The 23,477-nt window shown below is 56.9% G+C and carries 19 protein-coding genes and 3 tRNA genes; 19 read left to right on the top strand and 3 right to left on the bottom strand.

Annotation, left to right across the window (positions count from 1 at the left end):
- Positions 1-53 precede the first annotated feature (53 nt).
- The 4 genes from orn (at position 54) to ACOTZB_RS10985 (ending at position 1,095) form a co-directional block, all read left to right on the top strand.
- Positions 54-599, top strand: coding sequence for an oligoribonuclease (gene orn, locus ACOTZB_RS11000; RefSeq protein ID WP_023310130.1), 546 nt, complete (start codon positions 54-56; stop codon positions 597-599).
- A gap of 196 nt (positions 600-795) precedes the next feature.
- Positions 796-871 (top strand) — tRNA-Gly (locus tag ACOTZB_RS10995).
- Positions 872-907: 36 nt separating this feature from the next.
- Positions 908-983, top strand: a tRNA-Gly gene (locus ACOTZB_RS10990).
- Between the two features lie 36 nt (positions 984-1,019).
- A tRNA-Gly gene (locus ACOTZB_RS10985) sits at positions 1,020-1,095 on the top strand.
- Between the two features lie 270 nt (positions 1,096-1,365).
- On the opposite strand, the gene queG is transcribed toward ACOTZB_RS10985, so the two are convergent.
- Positions 1,366-2,505 (bottom strand): tRNA epoxyqueuosine(34) reductase QueG, encoded by a 1,140-nt coding sequence (gene queG, locus ACOTZB_RS10980; protein ID WP_193805195.1) that lies wholly within the window; start codon positions 2,503-2,505, stop codon positions 1,366-1,368.
- Between queG and nnr the strand changes: the two genes are divergently transcribed.
- The 14 genes from nnr (at position 2,504) to rlmB (ending at position 18,284) form a co-directional block, all read left to right on the top strand.
- Positions 2,504-4,027 carry a bifunctional ADP-dependent NAD(P)H-hydrate dehydratase/NAD(P)H-hydrate epimerase gene (gene nnr / locus ACOTZB_RS10975; protein WP_421627129.1) on the top strand — a complete coding sequence of 508 codons (1,524 nt, stop codon included), beginning with the start codon at positions 2,504-2,506 and terminating at the stop codon, positions 4,025-4,027. The genes queG and nnr overlap by 2 nt on opposite strands.
- Complete coding sequence (gene tsaE, locus ACOTZB_RS10970) at positions 4,020-4,481, top strand: tRNA (adenosine(37)-N6)-threonylcarbamoyltransferase complex ATPase subunit type 1 TsaE (protein WP_013095283.1); 462 nt, start codon at positions 4,020-4,022, stop codon at positions 4,479-4,481. Before nnr ends, tsaE begins: the two co-directional genes overlap by 8 nt.
- A 16-nt stretch (positions 4,482-4,497) precedes the next feature.
- On the top strand, positions 4,498-5,838 hold the full coding sequence (amiB, locus tag ACOTZB_RS10965) for an N-acetylmuramoyl-L-alanine amidase AmiB (protein WP_421627128.1): 1,341 nt from the start codon (positions 4,498-4,500) through the stop codon (positions 5,836-5,838).
- A 9-nt stretch (positions 5,839-5,847) separates the two neighbouring features.
- Positions 5,848-7,692 (top strand): DNA mismatch repair endonuclease MutL, encoded by a 1,845-nt coding sequence (gene mutL, locus ACOTZB_RS10960; RefSeq protein WP_421627127.1) that lies wholly within the window; start codon positions 5,848-5,850, stop codon positions 7,690-7,692.
- Positions 7,685-8,635, top strand: coding sequence for a tRNA (adenosine(37)-N6)-dimethylallyltransferase MiaA (gene miaA, locus ACOTZB_RS10955; protein ID WP_193805192.1), 951 nt, complete (start codon positions 7,685-7,687; stop codon positions 8,633-8,635). Before mutL ends, miaA begins: the two co-directional genes overlap by 8 nt.
- An 85-nt stretch (positions 8,636-8,720) precedes the next feature.
- Complete coding sequence (hfq, locus tag ACOTZB_RS10950) at positions 8,721-9,032, top strand: RNA chaperone Hfq (protein ID WP_008502919.1); 312 nt, start codon at positions 8,721-8,723, stop codon at positions 9,030-9,032.
- 74 nt (positions 9,033-9,106) lie between these two features.
- Positions 9,107-10,387, top strand: coding sequence for a ribosome rescue GTPase HflX (gene hflX / locus ACOTZB_RS10945; RefSeq protein ID WP_023310136.1), 1,281 nt, complete (start codon positions 9,107-9,109; stop codon positions 10,385-10,387).
- 56 nt (positions 10,388-10,443) lie between these two features.
- Complete coding sequence (gene hflK, locus ACOTZB_RS10940) at positions 10,444-11,703, top strand: FtsH protease activity modulator HflK (protein ID WP_023310137.1); 1,260 nt, start codon at positions 10,444-10,446, stop codon at positions 11,701-11,703.
- 2 nt (positions 11,704-11,705) lie between these two features.
- Positions 11,706-12,710, top strand: a complete 1,005-nt coding sequence (gene hflC / locus ACOTZB_RS10935) for a protease modulator HflC (RefSeq protein ID WP_023334250.1) — start codon at positions 11,706-11,708, stop codon at positions 12,708-12,710.
- Positions 12,711-12,781: 71 nt separating this feature from the next.
- Positions 12,782-12,979 carry a DUF2065 domain-containing protein gene (locus tag ACOTZB_RS10930; protein WP_003855996.1) on the top strand — a complete coding sequence of 66 codons (198 nt, stop codon included), beginning with the start codon at positions 12,782-12,784 and terminating at the stop codon, positions 12,977-12,979.
- 104 nt (positions 12,980-13,083) lie between these two features.
- On the top strand, positions 13,084-14,382 hold the full coding sequence (locus tag ACOTZB_RS10925) for an adenylosuccinate synthase (RefSeq protein ID WP_024907332.1): 1,299 nt from the start codon (positions 13,084-13,086) through the stop codon (positions 14,380-14,382).
- A gap of 192 nt (positions 14,383-14,574) precedes the next feature.
- The gene (nsrR, locus tag ACOTZB_RS10920; protein WP_023334253.1) at positions 14,575-15,000 is read left to right on the top strand and encodes a nitric oxide-sensing transcriptional repressor NsrR; all 426 of its coding nucleotides are present in this window, start codon (positions 14,575-14,577) and stop codon (positions 14,998-15,000) included.
- Positions 15,001-15,038: 38 nt separating this feature from the next.
- Positions 15,039-17,483 carry a ribonuclease R gene (rnr, locus tag ACOTZB_RS10915; protein ID WP_421627126.1) on the top strand — a complete coding sequence of 815 codons (2,445 nt, stop codon included), beginning with the start codon at positions 15,039-15,041 and terminating at the stop codon, positions 17,481-17,483.
- A 66-nt stretch (positions 17,484-17,549) separates the two neighbouring features.
- Positions 17,550-18,284: a 23S rRNA (guanosine(2251)-2'-O)-methyltransferase RlmB gene (gene rlmB, locus ACOTZB_RS10910; protein WP_047652020.1), complete on the top strand. Its 735-nt coding sequence runs from the start codon at positions 17,550-17,552 to the stop codon at positions 18,282-18,284.
- A gap of 90 nt (positions 18,285-18,374) precedes the next feature.
- Here rlmB and ACOTZB_RS10905 read toward each other — a convergent pair whose 3' ends face one another.
- Positions 18,375-19,649: an MFS transporter gene (locus tag ACOTZB_RS10905; RefSeq protein ID WP_421627125.1), complete on the bottom strand. Its 1,275-nt coding sequence runs from the start codon at positions 19,647-19,649 to the stop codon at positions 18,375-18,377.
- A 193-nt stretch (positions 19,650-19,842) separates the two neighbouring features.
- On the opposite strand from ACOTZB_RS10905, the gene ACOTZB_RS10900 reads away from it, so the two are divergent.
- Positions 19,843-21,465 (top strand): isovaleryl-CoA dehydrogenase, encoded by a 1,623-nt coding sequence (locus tag ACOTZB_RS10900; RefSeq protein ID WP_421627124.1) that lies wholly within the window; start codon positions 19,843-19,845, stop codon positions 21,463-21,465.
- Here the strand turns inward: ACOTZB_RS10900 and ACOTZB_RS10895 are convergent.
- Positions 21,462-23,393 carry a methyl-accepting chemotaxis protein gene (locus ACOTZB_RS10895; RefSeq protein ID WP_421627123.1) on the bottom strand — a complete coding sequence of 644 codons (1,932 nt, stop codon included), beginning with the start codon at positions 23,391-23,393 and terminating at the stop codon, positions 21,462-21,464. The genes ACOTZB_RS10900 and ACOTZB_RS10895 overlap by 4 nt on opposite strands.
- Positions 23,394-23,477 lie beyond the last annotated feature (84 nt).

Raw genomic sequence — 23,477 nt, 5'->3', positions numbered from 1 at the left:
TTAATACTAGTTAACCTGCTACTGCCGGTTATGCGAGAAGGGTGGAAAATAACATGAGCGCGGATGAAAACAACCTGATTTGGATCGATCTCGAAATGACCGGGCTTGATCCCGAGCGCGATCGCATCATTGAAATTGCAACGCTGGTGACGGACGCTAACCTGAATATCCTGGCTGAAGGGCCAACGATTGCGGTGCATCAGTCCGACGACCAGCTGGCTTTGATGGATGAATGGAACGTGCGCACCCACACCGGCAGTGGCCTGGTGGAGCGCGTGAAGGCGAGCACATTCGGCGATCGCGAAGCGGAGCTGGCGACGCTTGAGTTCCTGAAACAGTGGGTTCCGGCAGGCAAATCGCCTATCTGTGGGAATAGTATCGGCCAGGATCGCCGTTTCCTGTTTAAGTACATGCCGGAGCTGGAGTCATATTTCCACTACCGCTATCTGGATGTCAGCACCCTGAAAGAGCTGGCGCGTCGCTGGAAGCCTGAAATCCTCGACGGCTTCAAAAAGCAGGGGACCCACCAGGCGATGGACGATATCCGTGAGTCCGTGGCGGAGCTTTCCTACTACCGCGAAAACTTTATCAAGCTGTGATTTTGCGATCCGGCGCCTTGCGTGGCCGGGTTTTTGTCGTTAAATTGTTCAGCTTGCCGATTTAATAAGCATTTGAACTTAATTTCGAAAAAATCGCTTTAGGGGGGGTTGCAGCTAAAAGGATTTCTCGTATAATGCGCCTCCCGTAACGACAGAGAATTACACGTTACGACAGCAACAAAAGCAGTGCAGATTTGCGGGAATAGCTCAGTTGGTAGAGCACGACCTTGCCAAGGTCGGGGTCGCGAGTTCGAGTCTCGTTTCCCGCTCCAAAATTTGAAAGTGCTTCTAAAGCACGGACCACCCAAGCGGGAATAGCTCAGTTGGTAGAGCACGACCTTGCCAAGGTCGGGGTCGCGAGTTCGAGTCTCGTTTCCCGCTCCAAAATTTGAAAGTGCTTCCAAAGCACGGACCACCCAAGCGGGAATAGCTCAGTTGGTAGAGCACGACCTTGCCAAGGTCGGGGTCGCGAGTTCGAGTCTCGTTTCCCGCTCCAAATTCTTCTTAATCTCTAAAGTATCCACAGCGAAAAGCATCGTTGGGGACGTTCTCTATTGTCTCTGAAATACTCTTGTGAACAGAGTTATCCACAGAAACTGCGCTTAAACGAAACAGGGTTAAAGCTTAGCAGGGTGAATAATATCTATGTAATTCACTGTATTTATTGAATAAATTTTCATTTCAAAATGTTATTGAGATCACTTGACCTCTTCTCCAGACCAGATGGCGCTTGAGTTTGTAATTTTATACACAGGCTGTGAATAGTTCAGGCATCCCGCGGAAGCCCTTTTTCAACCACCCTCACCAGACGCTGTTTCTTCGGTAGCTGCACCTCGATCGCGCAGGCATTGCGCTTCTCCATTTGCTGCGCAACAGCCCATTCTATGTGTTCATCAAGAAGTGGGTGCTCACCTCTACGGCTTTCAAGCGCCCGGATATTCGCTTCATCCCACGGGGCATTGCCCAGCGCGACGGCGACATTACGCAGCCAGCGCAGATGACCGATACGGCGAATGGCCGAACCTTCCGTCACTTTCAGGAACCAGGCTTCGGTCCAGGCGAACATCTCAATGAGCTGCGGGGCATGCAGCGCCTTACGCGGGCTGAAATCCTCTTCGTCCGTGAGCTGCGAATAGCGGTTCCACGGGCAGATCAGCTGGCAGTCGTCGCAGCCGTAGATGCGGTTGCCGATAAGCGGTCGAAATTCCTCTGGAATGGCGCCTTCCAGTTCGATAGTGAGGTAGGAGATGCAGCGGCGCGCATCCACGGTGTAAGGCTCGACGATGGCACCCGTCGGGCAGATGGTCATGCAGGCCACGCAGCGTCCGCAGCCTTCCTCTACCGGGCCGTCTACCGGCAGCGGTAAATCAATCAGCAGTTCACCCAGGAAGAAGAACGATCCGGCGTCGCGGCTAAGGATAAGTGAGTGCTTACCTGTCCAGCCAAGCCCGGCTTTTTCGGCGATCGGGCGCTCAAGAATAGGCGCAGAATCGACAAAGGGTCTAAAATTCAGCGAAACACAGTGCTGCTGAATAGTTTCCCCGAGTTTTTTTAAACGGTTACGCAAGAGCTTATGGTAATCACGTCCCAGGGCGTACCGGCTGACGTAACCCAAAGAGGGATTTTTTAGCGTGCGCGCAAAGGCCGCGTTGGCGGGCAGATAGTTCATGCGCACGCTGATGACGCGTAATGTGCCCGGCAAAAGCTCGTGAGGACGGGCGCGCATCATGCCATGACGCGCCATCCATTCCATTTCGCCGTGGTATTGTTTATCCAGCCAGGCCTGCAGTTTCGGCTCGCTGGCGGAAAGGTCGGTATCGGTAATGCCCACCTTCTGGAAGCCAAGCTCAGCACCCCACTGTTTTATTTTTTGCGCTAATTCATTGAGATCGAGGGGCTGTGACATGACGGACCATACGGTGAATAAAAACCCCGCAAGTATACCACACTCCATCTGGCATGCGGATGACCTCCGGCGCGCCGAAAAAGAGGCCGCAGACAGCCTCGGGATTACCCTTTATGAACTGATGCTGCGCGCAGGTGAGGCGGCGTTTAACGTTGCCCGCAGCGCGTACCCTCAGGCCGCCCACTGGCTGGTTCTGTGCGGTCACGGCAATAACGGCGGCGACGGCTACGTCGTCGCCCGTCTTGCGGTTGCGGCAGGTATCCGCGTGACGTTGCTGGCCCTGGAGAGTGATAAACCGCTGCCGGACGAGGCCAGCGCGGCGCGGGAGGCGTGGCTTAACGCAGGCGGTGTGATTCATGCGCCTGATATCGTCTGGCCGGAAGAGGTGGATCTGATTGTTGATGGTCTGCTGGGTACCGGGCTACGCAGTGCGCCTCGTGAGAACATTGCCGCGCTGATTGAACACGCTAACAGACATTCCGCGCCGGTAGTCGCCCTGGATATTCCCTCTGGCCTGATTGCACAAACCGGCGCGACGCCGGGGGCGGTCATTCAGGCTGCACATACGGTGACCTTCATCGCCCTCAAGCCGGGGCTACTGACCGGTAAAGCGCGGGATGTGGTCGGCATGTTGCACCACCATGCGCTGGGGCTGGAGAGCTGGCTGGCCGGGCAGGAAACGCACCTCGCGCGTTTTGATGCGTCGCAGCTTGCGGCGTGGCTCCCGCCGCGCCGGCCGACGTCCCATAAGGGCGATCACGGCAGGCTGGTGATTATTGGCGGCGATCATGGTACAGCAAGTGCGATTCGCATGACCGGCGAAGCGGCTCTGCGTAGCGGTGCCGGATTAGTGCGAGTACTCACTCGCATCGAGAATATTGCGCCGATCGTTACGGCCCGACCGGAGCTGATGGTGCACGAGCTAACGCCCCAGGCGCTTGAAGAGAGCCTTGAATGGGCGGATGTGGTGGTGATTGGCCCCGGGCTTGGGCAGCAGGCATGGGGTAAACAGGCCCTGCAAAAGGTCGAGAATTTTCGTAAACCGATGCTGTGGGATGCCGACGCGCTTAACCTTCTGGCAATAAACCCGGATAAGCGTCACAATCGCATTCTGACGCCACACCCCGGCGAAGCCGCGCGCCTGCTTAACTGCAGCGTGGCAGAAATTGAAAGCGATCGCTTACTTTCTGCTCAGCGTCTGGTAAAACGTTACGGAGGTGTTGCTGTTTTGAAAGGGGCAGGAACCGTTATCGCCAGTGACGAGACGCAGGGCATTATTGATGCCGGAAATGCGGGTATGGCGAGCGGCGGCATGGGCGATGTGCTTTCCGGCATCATTGGCGCATTGCTTGGACAGAAACTTCCCCTTTATGATGCAGCCTGCGCGGGCTGCGTGGCCCACGGTGTCGCGGCGGATAAACTGGCCGCGCGTTACGGTACACGCGGCATGCTGGCCACCGATCTTTTTTGCACGCTGCGGCGTGTTGTTAACCCGGATGTGATTGACGTAGAAAATGACTAATCGAGCGATTCCTTTACCTGATGAACAAGCCACTTTAGAACTCGGCAAGCGCGTGGCGCAGGCCTGTCAGGGGGCAACCGTCATTTATCTGTATGGTGATTTAGGTGCGGGTAAAACCACCTTCAGCCGGGGTTTTTTGCAGGCGTTAGGGCATAACGGGAATGTGAAAAGCCCAACCTACACGCTGGTTGAACCGTACACCCTTGAAAATCTCATGGTGTACCACTTCGATTTATACCGCCTTGCGGATCCTGAGGAGCTGGAATTTATGGGGATCCGTGATTATTTTGCCAACGACGCCATTTGCCTGGTGGAGTGGCCGCAACAAGGTGCGGGTGTGCTGCCTGACCCGGATGTCGAAATTCACTTAGATTACCAGGCACAAGGGCGTGAGGCACGCATCAGTGCTGTTTCCTCATCAGGCAGTTCCTTACTGGCGCGACTGGCCGGTTAAGCGTAGGGATGACGGGATGATAAATCGCGTTAAAGGTTGGTTGTTGGCTGCCACCGTGCTGCTGTGCGCGCAGGCCGGGGCGGCAAACCTCTCAGATATTCAGGTATCAAACGGCGAAAGCCAGGCCCGGATCACGTTCAGCTTTATGGGCGATCCTGAATATGCGTTTTCACAGCCAGACAGCCACAGCGTGGCGCTGGATATCAAACAGACAGGCGTGATCCAGGGGCTGCCGCTGCGGTTCAGCGGTAACAACCTGGTGAAAAGTATCCGTTCGGGAACGCCGCAGGATAGCCAGTCGTTACGTCTGGTGGTCGATTTGACCGAAAAGGGCAAAACGAAGGCGGTGAAGCAGCAAAACGGGGCGAACTATACGGTGGTTTTTACCATCAATGCCGACGCGCCGACACCGCCTCCACCGCCGCCGGTCGTAGCGAAGCGCGTGGAAGAACCGGTATATACGCCGCGTCCTTCTGAACCTGCGCGTAATCCGTTTAAATCGCAGAACGATCGCATTACTGCGGCAACCAGCAGCAATACGGTGACGCGTCCGGCAGCCAGCGCGCGACGCGCGACGGTCAGCGGTGACAAAGTGATTATCGCCATTGATGCGGGCCACGGCGGGGAAGATCCCGGGGCGATTGGTCCTGGCGGCACGCGAGAGAAAAACGTCACTATCGCTATCGCGCGGAAACTGCGTTCGCTACTCAATGACGACCCGATGTTTAAAGGCGTGTTGACCCGCGACGGGGATTACTTTATCTCCGTAATGGGGCGCTCGGACGTGGCGCGTAAGCAAAACGCGAACTTCCTGGTCTCCATTCATGCAGACGCCGCACCGAATCGTAGCGCGACCGGCGCCTCGGTTTGGGTGCTGTCGAACCGTCGTGCTAACAGCGAAATGGCCAACTGGCTTGAAGAGCATGAGAAGCAGTCTGAACTGCTAGGCGGTGCGGGCGACGTGCTGGCGAACAGCCAGTCAGATCCGTACCTCAGCCAGGCGGTGCTGGATTTACAGTTCGGTCATTCTCAGCGCGTCGGGTATGATGTTGCCACTAACGTATTGAACCAGCTGCAAAGCGTTGGCGTGCTGCATAAGCGTCGTCCGGAACATGCCAGCCTCGGCGTTCTGCGCTCGCCGGATATCCCGTCAATCCTTGTGGAGACGGGCTTCATCAGCAACAACGGTGAAGAGCGTCTGTTGGGAAGCGACAGCTATCAGCAGCAAATTGCCGAAGCGATTTATAAGGGTTTACGCAACTATTTTGAGGCGCATCCTCTGCAGTCTGCGCCGCAGAGCGGCTCAGCACAGACGGCCAGCGCAGCGCTGCCGGGTGAGATGACCGCGACCAACTAAGGAGCATTCATGCCGATTCAGGTTCTACCGCCGCAGCTCGCGAACCAAATCGCCGCCGGTGAGGTGGTGGAACGCCCTGCGTCGGTGGTGAAGGAGCTGGTGGAAAACAGCCTTGATGCGGGCGCCACCCGCATCGATATTGATATCGAACGCGGTGGCGCGAAGCTTATCCGCATTCGCGACAACGGCTGTGGCATTAAAAAAGAGGAGCTGGCGCTGGCGCTGGCTCGTCACGCCACCAGTAAAATTGCCTCTCTGGACGATCTGGAAGCGATTATTAGCCTCGGTTTTCGCGGCGAAGCGCTGGCCAGTATCAGCTCCGTTTCGCGCTTAACGCTGACCTCTCGTACCGCTGAACAGCAGGAAGCCTGGCAGGCTTACGCCGAAGGGCGCGATATGGATGTGACGGTCAAACCCGCGGCGCACCCTGTCGGCACGACGCTGGAAGTCCTGGATCTATTCTACAACACCCCCGCCCGACGCAAGTTTATGCGTACCGAGAAGACCGAGTTCGGCCATATCGACGAGATCATTCGCCGTATCGCGCTCGCCCGTTTCGATGTCGCCATCAACCTCAGCCATAACGGCAAGGTGATGCGCCAGTACCGTGCGGTGGCTGAAGGCGGACAGAAAGAGCGTCGTTTGGGGGCGATCTGCGGTACGCCGTTCCTGGAACAGGCTCTGGCCATTGAGTGGCAGCACGGCGATCTGGCTTTACGCGGCTGGGTTGCCGATCCAAACGCGAGCAGTGCTGCGTTCTCTGAAATTCAGTATTGCTACGTGAACGGCCGCATGATGCGCGACCGTCTCATCAATCACGCGATTCGCCAGGCATGCGAAGACAAACTCGGCGCCGATCAGCAACCTGCTTTCGTCCTTTATCTGGAGATCGACCCTCATCAGGTGGATGTGAACGTTCATCCTGCCAAGCATGAGGTGCGGTTCCACCAGTCGCGTCTGGTTCACGACTTCATTTATCAGGGCGTGGCCGCCGTGTTACAGCAGCAGGCAGCACCAACGCTGCCGCTGGAGAACGACGCCCCTGCACCGCGTCCGCTGCCGGAAAACCGTGTGGCGGCGGGCCGCAACCATTTTGCTGAGCCTGCCGTCGCGCGTGAACCGGAAGCTCCGCGTTTCTCCCTGGCCGGGAGCGCACCGCGTCCAACGGGCGCGAACTACCCGAACGCCCAGCCAGGCTATCAGAAGCAGCAGGGCGCGTTGTACCGCAAGCTGCTGGAAACGCCAGCCGTGGAGCGTAAAGAGCACATTCCGCCCGCTCAGCCTTCTCTGGACGGGCATAGCCAAAGTTTTGGCCGGGTGCTGACGATTATCGCGCCCGATATGGCGCTGCTTGAACGTGACGGCAAACTGATGCTTCTGGCCCTGCCGGTCGCCGAACGCTGGCTCAAGCAGGTGCAACTCACGCCAGGCGAAAATGCAGCCTGCGCGCAGCCGCTCTTAATTCCGGTTCGCCTGAAAATATCCCCTGATGAAACGAGGGTATTACAGCGCGCAGAGCCGCAGCTGGCGCAAATGGGTATTGAAACTGTGCTCGAACCACAACATGTGACAATTCGTGCAGTGCCTTTACCCTTACGCCAACAAAATTTACAAAACTTGATTCCTGAACTGATAGGCTACCTGGCGCAGCAAACATCGTTTGATGCCGCCAACACCGCGCAGTGGATCGCCCGCCATCTGGCAAGCGAACACGCGCCGTGGAGTATGGCGCAGGCCATTAGCGTGCTGGCGGAGGTGGAACGCCTCTGTCCGCATCTGGTGAAAACGCCGCCGGGTGGGTTATTACAACCTGTTGATTTACAAACGGCGATGAACGCCCTGAAACATGATTGACGCAAGTAAGGCGAGCCTGCCTAAGGCAATTTTTTTAATGGGCCCAACGGCCTCCGGCAAAACGGCGCTAGCCATTGAGTTGCGTAAAGTTTTGCCTGTAGAGTTGATTAGCGTCGACTCCGCCCTCATCTACCGGGGGATGGACATCGGCACGGCGAAGCCTGACGCAGAAGAGTTGCGTGCGGCACCGCACCGTTTGCTGGATATTCTCGACCCGGCTCACGCGTACTCGGCAGCGGATTTCCGCCGGGATGCCTTAGCCGAGATGGCCGAGATAACGGCGGCGGGACGTATACCGCTGTTGGTTGGCGGAACCATGCTCTATTTCAAGGCGTTATTGGAGGGGTTATCACCTCTGCCATCCGCGGATCCGGAAATAAGAGCGAAAATTGAGCAGCAGGCGGCAGAGCAGGGTTGGGACGTTTTGCATCAGCAACTGGCGGAGATTGACCCGGTTGCTGCAGCACGGATCCATCCAAATGATCCGCAAAGGCTTTCCCGGGCACTGGAAGTTTTTTTCATTTCGGGTAAAACTTTAACGGAACTGACGCAAACGTCAGGAGACGCTCTGCCGTATCAGGTGCATCAGTTCGCCATCGCCCCGGCGAGCCGTGAACTGCTCCATCAGCGAATTGAGCAGCGTTTTCATCAGATGTTAGCTTCAGATTTTGAAGCAGAAGTGCGGGCGCTATTTGCCCGTGGAGATTTGCATACGGACATGCCTTCCATTCGTTGTGTGGGATACCGCCAGATGTGGTCGTATCTTGAAGGTGAGATTTCATACGATGAAATGGTTTATAGAGGTGTTTGCGCCACGAGACAGTTAGCGAAGCGCCAGATCACCTGGTTGCGCGGTTGGGAGGGTGTTCACTGGTTAGACAGTGAAAAACCGCAACAGGCGTTAAACGAAGTGATTGAGGTTGTTGGTGATATCGCTCACTGAATGTGTACAATTGAGACGTATCGTGCGCAATTTTTCAGAATCGCAAGGTTCTAAGTACAAAACAAGCATATAAGGAAAAGATAGAATGGCTAAGGGGCAATCTTTACAAGATCCGTTCCTGAACGCATTGCGTCGGGAACGTGTTCCAGTTTCTATTTATTTGGTGAATGGTATTAAGCTGCAAGGTCAGATTGAGTCTTTCGATCAGTTTGTGATTCTGTTGAAAAACACGGTCAGTCAGATGGTCTACAAGCACGCTATTTCTACTGTTGTTCCGTCCCGTCCGGTATCTCATCACAGCAATAACGCTGGCGGCGGCACAGGTAGTAACTACCATCATGGCAGCAACGCGCAGGGTTCTTCAACGCCGGCGCAGGACAGCGACGAGACCGAATAAGGTTTCGCACTGTTATCCACACGGGGAGCCAGGGATCCTGCGTTCCCCGCTGATCTTTTTAGAGAGGTTTACGCTTGTTTGACCGTTATGATGCCGGTGAGCAGGCGGTGCTGGTACACATCTATTTTTCGCAAGACAAAGATATGGAAGACCTCCAGGAGTTTGAATCTCTGGTCTCTTCCGCCGGTGTCGAAGCAATGCAGGTGATTACCGGTAGCCGTAAAGCGCCGCACCCAAAGTATTTTGTTGGTGAAGGTAAAGCAGTCGAAATTGCGGATGCCGTAAAAGCAACTGGCGCGTCAGTCGTGTTGTTTGATCATGCGCTGTCTCCAGCCCAGGAGCGCAACCTGGAAGCCCTTTGCGAATGCCGTGTTATCGATCGCACGGGTTTGATTTTAGATATTTTTGCTCAGCGTGCACGTACCCACGAAGGGAAACTGCAGGTTGAGCTGGCGCAGCTGCGCCATCTGGCAACGCGTCTGGTGCGTGGCTGGACACACCTTGAAAGACAAAAAGGCGGGATTGGTTTGCGCGGCCCGGGTGAAACCCAGCTCGAAACCGACCGTCGTTTGCTGCGTGGCCGAATTACCCAGATCCTTTCACGTCTGGAACGTGTAGAGAAACAGCGCGAACAGGGGCGTCGGGCGCGAACCAAAGCCGATATCCCGACGGTGTCGCTGGTGGGCTATACCAACGCCGGTAAATCCACCCTGTTTAACCAGATAACCGAGGCCCAGGTGTATGCCGCAGACCAGCTGTTTGCGACCCTGGACCCTACGCTGCGCCGTATTGACGTTGCAGACGTCGGTGAAACGGTGCTGGCGGATACCGTAGGGTTTATCCGCCACCTGCCGCATGACCTGGTGGCGGCGTTTAAAGCCACCCTGCAGGAGACGCGACAGGCGACTCTGCTGCTGCACGTGATTGATGCGGCAGACGTGCGCGTGCAGGAGAACATCGACGCGGTGAACGTGGTGCTCGAAGAGATCGACGCCCACGAGATCCCCACGCTGTTGGTCATGAATAAGATCGATATGCTGGACGATTTCGAACCGCGTATCGACAGAGATGAAGAAAACAAACCGATTCGGGTCTGGCTTTCTGCCCAGACCGGTATTGGTGTGCCACTGCTTTTCCAGGCTTTGACAGAACGTCTTTCCGGTGAGGTAGCTCAGCACACGCTGCGACTGCCGCCACAGGAAGGCAGGCTGCGCAGCCGGTTTTATCAGCTTCAGGCGATAGAAAAAGAGTGGATGGAGGATGACGGCAGCGTGGGGATGCAGGTGCGTATGCCGATCGTTGACTGGCGTCGCCTCTGTAAACAAGAACCTGCGCTGGTCGACTATATCGTCTGATCAGAAAGGGGATGCCTGAATAATTCGCCCTTGCATAACAAATATGGAGCATATACATGGCGTGGAATCAGCCCGGTAATAACGGACAAGACCGCGACCCGTGGGGAAGCAGCAAACCTGGCGGCAACTCTGAGGGAAATGGCAATAAAGGTGGTCGCGAGCAGGGGCCGCCGGATCTGGATGATATCTTCCGCAAACTGAGCAAGAAGCTTGGTGGCCTTGGCGGAGGAAAAGGTTCTGGCTCGGGTGGCAATTCCACTCAGAGCTCGCGCCCGCCAATGGGTGGCCGCGTAGTGGGCATCGTGGCCGCTGCGGTAGTCATCATCTGGGCAGCCAGCGGGTTCTACACCATTAAAGAAGCAGAACGCGGCGTAGTCACCCGTTTCGGTAAGTTCAGCCATCTGGTTGAGCCGGGTCTGAACTGGAAGCCGACGTTCATTGATGACGTGACCGCGGTTAACGTGGAATCCGTCCGTGAACTGGCCGCCTCTGGCGTGATGCTGACCTCTGACGAAAACGTGGTGCGCGTTGAGATGAACGTGCAGTATCGCGTGACCGATCCTGAGCGTTATCTGTTTAGCGTGACCAGCGCCGATGACAGCCTGCGTCAGGCGACCGATAGCGCCCTGCGCGGTGTGATCGGTAAATACACCATGGACCGTATTCTGACCGAAGGTCGTACCGTTATTCGTAGCGATACCCAGCGCGAGCTGGAAGAGACCATTCGTCCGTACAACATGGGTATTACCCTGCTGGACGTCAACTTCCAGGCTGCGCGTCCGCCGGAAGAGGTGAAAGCCGCATTTGATGATGCGATTGCTGCCCGTGAAAACGAACAGCAGTACATCCGTGAAGCAGAAGCGTACACCAACGAAGTTCAGCCACGCGCTAACGGTCAGGCGCAGCGTATTCTGGAAGAAGCGCGCGCGTATAAGACCCAGACCATCCTGGAAGCTCAGGGTGAAGTGGCCCGCTTCGCGAAGATCCTGCCGGAATATAAAGCGGCACCGGAAATTACCCGTGAGCGTCTCTATATCGAGACCATGGAAAAAGTGCTGAGCCACACCCGCAAAGTGTTGGTTAACGACAGTAAAGGTGGAAACCTGATGGTTCTGCCGCTGGATCAGATGCTGAAAGGCGGTTCTGCACCAGCAGCGAAAGGCGACACCAGCGGAGCGAATAACCTGCTACGTCTGCCGCCAGCCTCAACGGGCAGCGCCAGCACGAACACAACGCCTTCTTCGAACGATGGTGACATTATGGACCAACGCCGTGCTAACGCGCAGCGTAACGACTACCAGCGTCAGGGGGAATAAGGATGCGTAAGTCAGTTATTGCGATCATCGTCATCGTACTGGTCGCGCTTTATACCTCGATCTTTGTGGTGAAAGAAGGCGAGCGTGGGATTAAGTTCCAGTTCAGCAGCGTCGTGCGTGATGGCGACAAACGCCCGGTGATTTACGAACCGGGTCTGCACTTCAAGGTGCCTTTCATTCAGTCCGTGAAAACGCTTGATGCGCGTATCCAGACCATGGATAACCAGGCCGACCGTTTCGTGACCAAAGAGAAGAAAGACCTGATCGTTGATTCCTACATCAAATGGCGCATCAGCGATTTCAGCCGTTACTTCCTGGCGACGGGCGGCGGTGACGTTTCTCAGGCAGAAGTGCTGCTGAAACGTAAGTTCTCTGACCGCCTGCGTTCCGAGATTGGTCGTCTTGATGTGAAAGACATCGTGACCGACTCCCGTGGTCGTCTGACCCTGGAAGTACGCGATGCGCTGAACTCCGGTACAGCGGGCACGGAAGATGAAGTTTCAACGCCGGCAGCAGATGATGCGATTGCCAAAGCGGCTGAACGCGTTCAGGCGGAGACCAACGGTAAAGTGCCGGTGATCAACCCGAACAGTATGGCTGCGCTGGGTATCGAAGTCGTTGACGTGCGTATTAAGCAGATCAACCTGCCGGTGGAAGTGTCCGAGGCGATTTACAACCGTATGCGCGCCGAGCGTGAAGCGGTAGCCCGTCGTCACCGTTCACAGGGCCAGGAAGAGGCTGAGAAGCTGCGTGCTGCAGCGGACTACGAAGTCACCAAGACGCTGGCGGAATCTGAGCGCCAGGGCCGTATCCTGCGCGGTGAAGGCGATGCCGAAGCGGCGAAGCTTTTCGCGGATGCCTTCAGCCAGGATCCTGACTTCTACGCCTTTATCCGTAGCCTGCGCGCTTACGAGAATAGCTTCCAGAGCAACCAGGATGTGATGGTGCTCAGCCCGGACAGCGATTTCTTCCGTTATATGAAGACGCCGACTAACGCAACGCGATAAACTCAGGCCCGTTTGAGTATTCAAACCACCGCTCTTAACGGAGCGGTGGTTTTCTTTTATAAGGAATAAAAATGAATTCAACGATCTGGCTCGCACTAGCCCTGGTCCTGGTGCTGGAAGGTCTTGGACCGATGCTTTATCCGCGCGCCTGGCGCCGGATGATCGCCACGATGAGCCAGCTGCCGGATAATATTTTACGTCGTTTTGGTGGCGGTCTTGTGGTTGCGGGCATTGTGATCTACTACATGTTGAGGAAAACGATTGGCTGATCAAAAAGTAGGCGCAATCGGCGTATTTTGAGGTCAAAAAGTGCTGTATATCTGAAAAAGCGATGGTAGAATCCATTTTTAAGCAAACGGTGATTTTGAAAAAAATGGGTAACAACGTCGTCGTACTGGGCACCCAATGGGGTGACGAAGGTAAAGGGAAGATTGTTGATCTTCTGACTGAACGGGCTAAATATGTTGTACGCTACCAGGGCGGTCACAACGCAGGCCATACTCTCGTAATCAACGGTGAAAAAACCGTCCTCCATCTTATTCCATCAGGCATTCTTCGTGATAACGTCACCAGCATCATCGGTAACGGCGTTGTGCTGTCTCCTGCTGCGCTGATGAAAGAGATGAAAGGTCTGGAAGACCGTGGTATCCCTGTTCGTGAGCGTCTGCTGCTCTCTGAAGCCTGCCCGCTGATCCTGGATTATCACGTGGCGCTGGACGTCGCGCGTGAGAAAGCGCGCGGCGCGAAAGCGATCGGTACCACCGGTCGTGGTATCGGCCCGGCTTACGAAGATAAAGTTGCACGTCGCGGTCTGCGCGTGGGCGACCTCTTCGACAAAGCAACCTTCGCTGAAAAACTGAAAGAAGTGATGGAATATCACAACTTCCAGCTGGTGAACTTCTACAAAGCTGACGCCGTTGACTACCAGAAAGTGCTGGATGACGTCATGGCGATCGCTGATATTCTGACCGGTATGGTTGTTGATGTGTCCGATCTGCTGGACCAGGCGCGCAAGCGTGGCGATTTCGTCATGTTCGAAGGTGCGCAGGGTACGCTGCTGGACATCGACCACGGTACCTATCCTTACGTAACGTCCTCTAACACCACTGCAGGTGGCGTGGCGACCGGCTCCGGCCTGGGTCCACGTTATGTGGATTACGTCCTGGGCATCATCAAAGCGTACTCCACTCGCGTGGGTGCGGGTCCATTCCCGACCGAACTGTTTGATGAAACCGGCGAGTTCCTGTGCAAGCAGGGTAACGAGTTTGGCGCGACCACCGGTCGTCGTCGTCGTACCGGCTGGCTGGATGCGGTTGCAGTGCGTCGTGCAGTGCAGATCAACTCCCTGTCTGGCTTCTGCCTGACCAAGCTGGACGTACTGGACGGCCTGAAAGAAGTGAAAATCTGCGTAGGCTACCGTATGCCAGATGGCCGCGAAGTGACCACCACTCCGCTGGCTGCTGACGACTGGGAAGGCATTGAGCCAATCTACGAAACCATGCCGGGCTGGTCTGAGACCACTTTCGGTGTGAAAGAGCGTAGCGGCCTGCCGCAGGCGGCGCTGGATTACATCAAGCGCATTGAAGAACTGACCGAAGTGCCGATCGATATTATTTCTACCGGCCCGGATCGTACTGAAACGATGATCCTGCGCGACCCGTTCGACGCATAATCTTCGTGACTGCTGGCCTGCGGGGAGACCCGCAGGCCGGATAAGCGTAGCGCCATCCGGCGACCGCTCCTGGATCTCCGCTTTTTCGCCCCGTCTGTCAAATAAATTAGCCGCTCACTATCTGGCTGGTTTATCATCATTAATGAATATCTCTGCGGTTTAACCGCGTTTTCCCTTTTTCCTGAGGTTGATGTGCAGTTAACAAGTTTCACCGATTACGGCTTACGTGCGCTGATTTACATGGCGTCGTTACCCGAGGGGAAGATGACCAGTATCTCTGAAGTGACAGAGGTCTACGGCGTATCCCGTAATCATATGGTCAAAATAATCAATCAACTTAGTCGTGCCGGATACGTTGCTGCCGTCCGAGGGAAGAATGGTGGGATCCGTCTCGGTAAACCGGCACAGAGTATTCGTGTTGGCGATGTGGTACGTGAACTGGAGCCGTTGTCTCTGGTGAACTGCAGCAGCGAGTTCTGCCACATCACGCCCGCTTGCCGCCTGAAAAAGGCGCTTTCAAAGGCCGTGCAAAGTTTTCTCATGGAACTGGATAACTACACGCTGGCCGATTTGGTTGAAGAGAATCAACCGCTTTATAAATTATTGCTGGTGGAATGAAGAAAATTTCCACCGGAGCTGACAACGGAGGAACCGACATGTCACATGATCCTTTCCAGGAACGCGAAGCCGAAAAATACGCGAATCCTATTCCCAGCCGCGAGTTCATCATTGAACACTTAACAAAACGCGAAAAACCCGCCAATCGTGAAGAACTTGCCGTTGAATTAAACATTGAAGGTGAAGAGCAAATTGAAGCCCTTCGCCGCCGCCTGCGCGCGATGGAGCGTGACGGGCAGTTGGTCTTTACCCGCCGCCAGTGCTACGCGCTGCCAGAACGCCTCGATCTGCTGAAAGGGACCGTCATTGGTCACCGCGATGGCTTCGGCTTCCTGCGCGTGGAAGGCCGTAAGGACGATCTGTACCTCTCATCTGAACAGATGAAAATGTGCATTCACGGCGACCAGATCCTGGCCCAGCCGCTGGGCGCGGACCGTAAAGGCCGCCGCGAAGCGCGCGTGGTACGCGTTCTGGTGCCAAAAACCAGCCAGATCGTCGGCCGCTACTTTACCGACGCGGGCGTGGGCTTCGTGGTGCCGGACGACAGCCGTCTGAGCTTCGACATTCTGATCCCACCTGAAGAGGTGATGGGCGCCCGCATGGGCTTTGTGGTGGTGGTGGAACTCACCCAGCGCCCAACCCGTCGCACTAAAGCGGTAGGTAAAATCGTCGAAGTACTTGGCGACAATATGGGCACTACCATGGCCGTTGATATGGCGCTGCGTACCCATGAAATTCCGTACATCTGGCCGAAAGCGGTTGAAGAGCAGATCGAAAGCCTGCGCGAAGAAGTGCCGGAAGAGTCCAAAGTGGGCCGCGTGGATCTGCGCTCCCTGCCGCTGGTTACGATCGACGGTGAAGACGCCCGCGACTTCGATGACGCCGTCTACTGCGAGAAAAAACGCGGCGGCGGCTGGCGCCTGTGGGTCGCTATTGCAGACGTAAGCTACTATGTTCGTCCGCACACCCCGCTGGATAATGAAGCCCGCAGCCGCGGTACCTCGGTCTACTTCCCGTCCCAGGTCGTGCCGATGCTGCCGGAAGTGCTGTCTAACGGCCTGTGCTCCCTGAACCCGCAGGTTGACCGCCTCTGTATGGTTTGCGAGATGACCATCTCCACCAAAGGGCGCTTAACCGGCTACAAGTTCTACGAAGCTGTGATGAGCTCGCACGCCCGTCTGACCTATACCAAGGTCTGGCATATGCTGCAGGGCGACCAGGATCTGCGCGAACAATACGCGCCGCTGGTCAAACACATCGAAGAGCTGCATAACCTCTACAAAACGCTGGATCAGGCGCGCGAAGAGCGCGGCGGGATCTCGTTTGAGAGCGAAGAAGCGAAATTCATTTTCAACGCAGAACGACGCATTGAGCGTATCGAGCAGACCCAGCGTAACGATGCGCACAAGCTGATCGAAGAGTGTATGATTCTGGCGAACATCTCGGCGGCACGATTCGTAGAGAAAGCCAAAGAGCCTGCGCTGTTCCGTATTCACGATAAGCCGACCACGGAAGCTATTACGTCGTTCCGCTCCGTGCTGGCTGAACTGGGTCTGGAACTGCCCGGAGGCAACAAGCCAGAGCCGCGCGATTACGCCGAGCTGCTTGAATCCATTAGCGACCGTCCTGACGCAGAAATGCTGCAGACGATGCTGCTGCGCTCTATGAAGCAGGCGATTTACGATCCGGAAAACCGCGGCCACTTCGGCCTGGCGCTGCAGTCTTACGCCCACTTTACGTCGCCGATCCGTCGTTATCCTGACCTCTCTCTGCACCGTGCGATCAAGTATCTGCTGGCGCAGGAGCAGGGCCATAAAGGGAACACCACCGAAACCGGCGGCTACCACTATTCGATGGAAGAGATGCTGCAGCTGGGTCAGCACTGCTCCATGGCCGAACGTCGTGCCGATGAAGCAACACGTGACGTGGCGGACTGGCTGAAGTGTGACTTTATGCTCGATCAGGTCGGTAACGTCTTCAAAGGCGTGATCGCCAGCGTGACCGGCTTTGGTTTCTTCGTTCGTCTGGACGAGCTGTTCATCGACGGTCTGGTGCACGTCTCCAGCCTGGATAACGACTACTACCGCTTCGACCAGGTCGGCCAGCGCCTGATTGGCGAATCTGGCGGCCAGACCTATCGTCTGGGCGACCGTGTGGAAGTGAAGGTCGAAGCAGTGAATATGGACGATCGTAAAATCGACTTCAGCCTGATCTCCAGCGAGCGCGCCCCGCGTAACGTCGGTAAAACCGAGCGTGAAAGGGCGAAAAAAACCGGTAAAGGTAAACCGGGCGGCGGTAAACGTCGTCAGGCGGGCAAGAAGGTAAACTTCGAGCCGGACAGCGCGTTCCGCGGCGAGAAGAAACAGAAGCCGAAGGCGGCGAAGAAAGAAGCCCGTTCAGCGAAAAAACCGTCCGCGAAAACGCAGAAAATCGCTGCCGCCACCAAAGCGAAGCGCGCGGCCAAGAAAAAGCAGGCGGAGTAAATTCTCCCCTCAACCTGACCCTCTCCCCAGCGGGGGGAGGGGAAATACTTATTACGAGAACCATCAATGAGTGAAATGATTTACGGCATCCACGCGGTGCAGGCCCTTCTCGAGCGCGCACCGGAGCGTTTTCAGGAAGTGTTTATTCTGAAAGGGCGTGAAGATAAGCGTCTGATGCCGCTGATCCACGCGCTGGAAGCGCAGGGCGTGGTGATCCAGCTGGCGAACCGCCAGTTCCTGGATGAGAAAAGCGAAGGCGCGGTTCACCAGGGGATCATTGCCCGCGTGAAGCCGGGTCGTCAGTATCAGGAAAACGATCTGCCGGATCTGATTGCCGGGCTGGATAACCCGTTCTTCCTGATCCTCGACGGCGTTACCGATCCGCACAACCTCGGCGCGTGCCTGCGCAGCGCCGATGCGGCGGGCGTGCACGCGGTGATCGTGCCGAAAGATCGCTCCGCGCAGCTGAACGCGACGGCGAAGAAGGTGGCCTGCGGCGCGGCGGAAAACGTTCCGCTGATCCGCGTGACTAACCTGGCGCGTACCATGCGTCTGCTGCAGGAAGAGAACGTCTGGATCGTCGGTACCGCCGGTGAAGCGGATCATACTCTGTACCAGAGCAAAATGACCGGCCGTCTGGCGCTGGTGATGGGTGCGGAAGGCGAAGGCATGCGTCGTCTCACCCGCGAGCACTGCGACGAGCTGATCAGCATCCCGATGGCGGGCAGCGTGTCGTCCCTGAACGTTTCCGTTGCGACGGGCATCTGCCTGTTTGAAGCGGTGCGTCAGCGCGGAGAATAAACAGCAAGGCCGTCCACAGGACGGCCTTTTGTGTTTTCTCCCTCTCCCGTTGGGAGAGGGGCGGAGTGAGGGCACCAGACGGTGACAACCTCACTCTTCTAACGACCGCAAATGGTCATCCTTCCTCAGCGTCATCAGCGCGAAAATACTCACTACCGCCGTCGCCATCACGTAATACGCCGGAATATCCAGGTTACCCGTCTGCTTAATCAGCCCGGTAATAATCAGCCCTGCGCATCCCGAGAAGATCGCGTTCGACAACGAGTAGGCCAGCCCCAGCCCCGTATAGCGCACGCGCGTCGGGAACATCTCAGAGAGCATCGCCGGGCCCGGCCCCGCCAGCATGCCCACCAGACCGCCCGCAATCAGTACCACACCAGCCTTCACCGCCAGCGTACTCGACTCCGCCTGCAGGATTTTCAGCAGCGGCAGGGCGAGGATCAGCAGCAGCGCGGCGGCGATAATCATCACCGTGCGGCGCCCGATCCGGTCGCTCAGGATCCCCGACGGAATGATGGTCAGCGCAAACCCAACGTTCGAAATCACCGCAATCAGCAGCGCCTGGTTAAACCCGGTGTGCAGCGCCGACTGCAGATAGGTCGGCATAATCACCAGGTAGGTGTACCCCGCCGCAGACCAGACCATCACGCGGCCAATCCCCATCACGATGGCCCGGAGCGTGGCGGCAGTATCCGCCTGAGCGACAGCCGGTTTGTCCTGCTGCTGCACAAAGCTGGGCGTCTCCTCCATGCTGACGCGAAGCCACAGCGCAACGACGCCCATGGGTAATGCCAGGAAGAAAGGAATACGCCAGCCCCACTCGTGCAGGGCTTCAGGCGTGAGGAGGGCGGAGAGTAGCGCCACGATGCCTGCACCCGCTAACAGCCCCAGCGCCACGGTAAAGGACTGCCACGCGCCATAAAGCCCACGCTTGCCGCGCGGGGCGAACTCGGTCATCAGCGAGACCGCACCGCCGTACTCGCCGCCCGCGAACAGCCCCTGCAGGATGCGCAGCAGCGTAATAATGAGCGGCGCGGCAATCCCGATGCTGGCATAGACCGGCACGACGCCGATGGCGGCGGTAGCGAGCGTCATCAATACCAGCACAATGATTAGCGTCGGCTTACGGCCAATCCGGTCGCCGATACGGCCAAACACCACTGCACCCAGCGGGCGGAAGAAGAAGGCGATGGCAAACGAGGCGTAGGTGAGGATCAGGCTGGTAAGCCCCGCTTCCCCTTCAAGCTGGAAGAAGTTCTTCGCAATGACGGTCGCCAGAAAACCGTAGACCGCAAACTCATACCACTCGATAAAGTTACCAATGGAGCCTGCAATTAATGCTCGCTTGTGCGCGTCCGGTTTCATAACGATCCTCACTGAAAAGGGTAAGAATAAATTATTCAACAAAAGCGAAGCCATGAAATAGTTTATTCTTATGTTCTGTGAGCTATTTCACGAATGATATCAGCGGGATCGTGAACGTGTGACTCCCCTCCCATGCAGCGCGAGCGCGGTCTGTCCATACTTATCGTCATTGCCACTGAAGGAGGGAGACAGCATGCACTGGCAGACCCATACTGTTTTCAATCAACCTGCACCACTCTCTAACAGCAACCTTTTTCTCTCGGACTGCGCGCTGCGTGACGCAGTCTCGCGTGAGGGTGCCGAATGGGATATCGAATTGCTCGCCAGCATCGGGCAGCAGTTAGGCACCGCAGAGTCGCTGGAGCTGGGCCGGTTGGCAAACGTCAACCCGCCCGAGCTGTTACGCTATGACGCCACCGGGGAGCGGCTGGATGACGTCCGCTTTCACCCGGCATGGCACCTGCTGATGCAGGGGCTTTGCGCCAACCGCGTGCATAACCTGGCGTGGGAAGAGGAGGCGCGTAAAGGGTCGTTTGTCGCTCGGGCCGCACGCTTTGTGCTTCATGCGCAGGTGGAGGCAGGCACGCTTTGCCCGGTCACCATGACGTTCGCCGCCACGCCGCTGCTGCAGCAGGCGCTCCCCAAAATATTTCACGACTGGCTGACGCCGCTACTCAGCGATCGCTACGATCCTCATCTTGCTCCCGGTGCGCAAAAGCGCGGCCTGCTGATCGGCATGGGCATGACGGAAAAGCAGGGCGGCTCGGACGTGCTTAGCAATACCACCAAAGCGGAAAAATGCAGCGACGGCAGCTACAGGCTGGTGGGGCATAAATGGTTTTTCTCCGTCCCGCAAAGCGATGCGCATCTGGTGCTGGCCCAGGCGAAAGGCGGGCTGTCCTGCTTTTTTGTGCCGCGCTTTTTGCCTGACGGACAGCGCAACGCCGTCCGGCTGGAGCGCCTCAAGGACAAGCTCGGAAACCGCTCCAACGCCAGCAGCGAGGTGGAGTTTCTTGACGCCTCCGGCTGGCTGCTGGGGGAAGAGGGCGAAGGGGTACGGCAGATCCTCAAAATGGGCGGTCTGACGCGATTTGACTGCGCGCTGGGCAGCCACGGACTGATGCGTCGGGCGCTCTCGGTGGCGCTGTACCATGCCCATCAGCGTCAGACCTTCGGCAAAAACCTCATCGATCAGCCTTTAATGCGCGAGGTATTAAGCCGGATGGCGCTGGTGCTGGAGGGGCAAACGGCGCTGCTGTTCCGCCTGGCCCGCGCGTGGGACAAGCGTGCCGATCCGCAAGAGGCCGCCTGGGCGCGGCTGTTTACCCCGGCGGCGAAATTTAGCGTCTGTAAAGCGGGCATCCCATTTGTCGCGGAGGCGATGGAGGTGCTGGGCGGGATCGGATATTGCGAAGAGAGCGAACTTCCCCGCCTGTACCGCGAGATGCCGGTGAACAGCATCTGGGAAGGGTCAGGTAATATCATGTGCCTGGACGTGCTGCGCGTGCTGGCGAAGCAGCCCGGCATTCACGATCTGCTTGCCGACGAGTTTGCGCAGGTGAAAGGGCAGGACAGACACTTCGACCGCAGCTGGCGACAGCTTCAGCAAAAACTGCGTAAACCGCAGGAGGCGCAGGGGCGGGAGATCGCGCAGCAGCTTTTCTTGCTCGGTACCGGGAGCCAGATGCTGCGGCACGCGTCGCCCCCGGTGGCACAGGCGTGGTGCCGCATGATGCTGGACACCCGTGGCGGTACGCTGATGAGCGAGCAGGTGCAAAGTGACCTGCTGCTGCGCGCCACGGGCAGAGTCGGCTAGCCTTTTAGCTGGAACAGGCTCACCAGCTGAGCCAGGTGTGAACCCTTCTCGCGCAGCGTTTGAGCGGTTTGCTCGCTGCGTGAGATGCGATCGGCATTGATATGCGACGCTTCGCCTATGTGGGTCATGGCGAGGTTCACCTGGCCGATACCGGCGGACTGCTCGCGTGAGGCATGGTTAATCTCGGTGACCAGCTGGCTGATGTTATCGATATGAATGATGATGTCATCCATCGCCAGGCGCGTCCTTTCAGACAGCGCATGACCCTCACTCACTTTTCTGAGCGTATCGCCAATCAGCTGTTCAATCTCCTTCACCGCGTTAGCGCTGCGTCCCGCCAGGGCGCGAACTTCCTGCGCGACTACCGCAAACCCTTTTCCGTGCTCGCCTGCGCGGGCCGCTTCCACTGCCGCATTCAGCGCCAGAATATTGGTCTGGAAAGCGATGGATTCGATCACTCGCGTGATGTCTTCGATGCGTTTTGACGCTTCGCGAATATCGTCCATGGTCGATACCGCGTGGGTGACCGTCTCACCGCCCTGATGGACCGCGAGCGAGGTTTCACCCACCAGCTGCTGCGTTTGCTCCATGTTGGCGGCATTTTGCTGCACGGTGGCGGCCAGCTGCTCCATGCTGGCAGATGTCTCTTCCACGCTGCTGGCCTGCTTGTTGATCTGCTCTGAAATCTCGCCAGTGTCGGCGGCCAGCGCGTTGGTGCCCAAATGGATCTCGCCTGCGGCCTCACGGACCTGCAGGACAATTTTTTGCAGGCCACCGCCGATGCCGTTGATAGCATCGATCAGCTGGCCAACTTCGTCCTGACGCGTAACCGGCAGGCTGGAACGGAGATCCCCTGCGGCATATTGACGGGCAAGATGGATCACATTGCGCAGCGGTCGGGTCAGCACGCGGCGAATAATGACCACGAACAGGCCAGCAAAAAGGATGGATAAGACCACGCCGGCCAGCAGGAAACGATCGCGCATGGCGTTGACGTTTGAGAGCAGCACCGATTTATCCACTTCGCCCACGATAGTCCAGTTCCAGCCTGGCAGCGGGGTATACGCCATTTTCAGCGTGCGGCCGTTGTCGCTTACGCGCTCCAGCGTGCCGGGTTTGTCACTCAGAAGCTGTTGTTGCGTCGCGCCGTCCCACTTCGGCAGCTGTCCCTCTTCGCTGGTATGGAACAGGTATTGCCCGCGCGTTTTGCCGTTGCTGCGATCCAGCACAAAGAAGTGACCGCTCTCGCCCAGGCGGCGGTTGAGGATTTTCTCGCGCATGACGTTCCAGGAGTGGGTGATGTCCACCCCGACAAAGACGATCGCAATGACCTGTCCTTCGGCGTTTTTAACCGGCTGGTACTGGGTGATGTAGCGTTTGCCAAACAGCAGCGCCAGGCCGCGGTAGACTTCACCTTTGTTGACGGCGGCAAAGGCCGGGCTGGCGTTATCCAGCACGGTTCCCATCGCCCGCTCGCCATTTTCTTTGCGCAGGGAGGTCGCTACGCGAACAAAGTCGTTTCCGCTGCGTACAAACAGCGTCGAAATGGCTCCCGTACGATTCAGGAACTCGTCCGAAAGCGTGTTATTTTCATGCAGCCCGGTGTCTCCGCCTTTCAGAAGCGGAACGCTAAGTCCGTTAATCGTCTGGAGTTGGGAAGTATCAATGTTCAGGGGCTGCGGTAAAAAGGTGGTAAACAGCCGGGTATAGCTCTCCACCTCTTCACTCAGGCTGGTGTTAAACATCTGCACCATGTCGACCATGCCGGTGGACTGATTATGCAGGTCTTCGACCGCAAGGGCTTCAAGCTGCTGGCTGGCTTTTTGGCTGAGCAGAAAAGTGAATAGCAGAAACAGCGTGGCGACACTGACGCCCGTCAGCAGCGAGAGTTTCGACCCCAGGCCCGCACGGTGGAAAAAATTGATCATAAATTGCTCATCATTGAAAAGTTATGGTTCTTCAACGGCAGAGCGGGGATTACGTTTACTGTTTTAATGTAACAAAATGTTATT

Origin of the sequence: Enterobacter cloacae complex sp. SHL020, from assembly GCF_049236945.1 — a bacterium.
Classification (GTDB): domain Bacteria; phylum Pseudomonadota; class Gammaproteobacteria; order Enterobacterales; family Enterobacteriaceae; genus Enterobacter; species Enterobacter dykesii.
The sequence above is the reverse complement of the archived record's forward strand: the minus strand, read 5'-3'. Positions and strand labels throughout refer to the sequence as shown.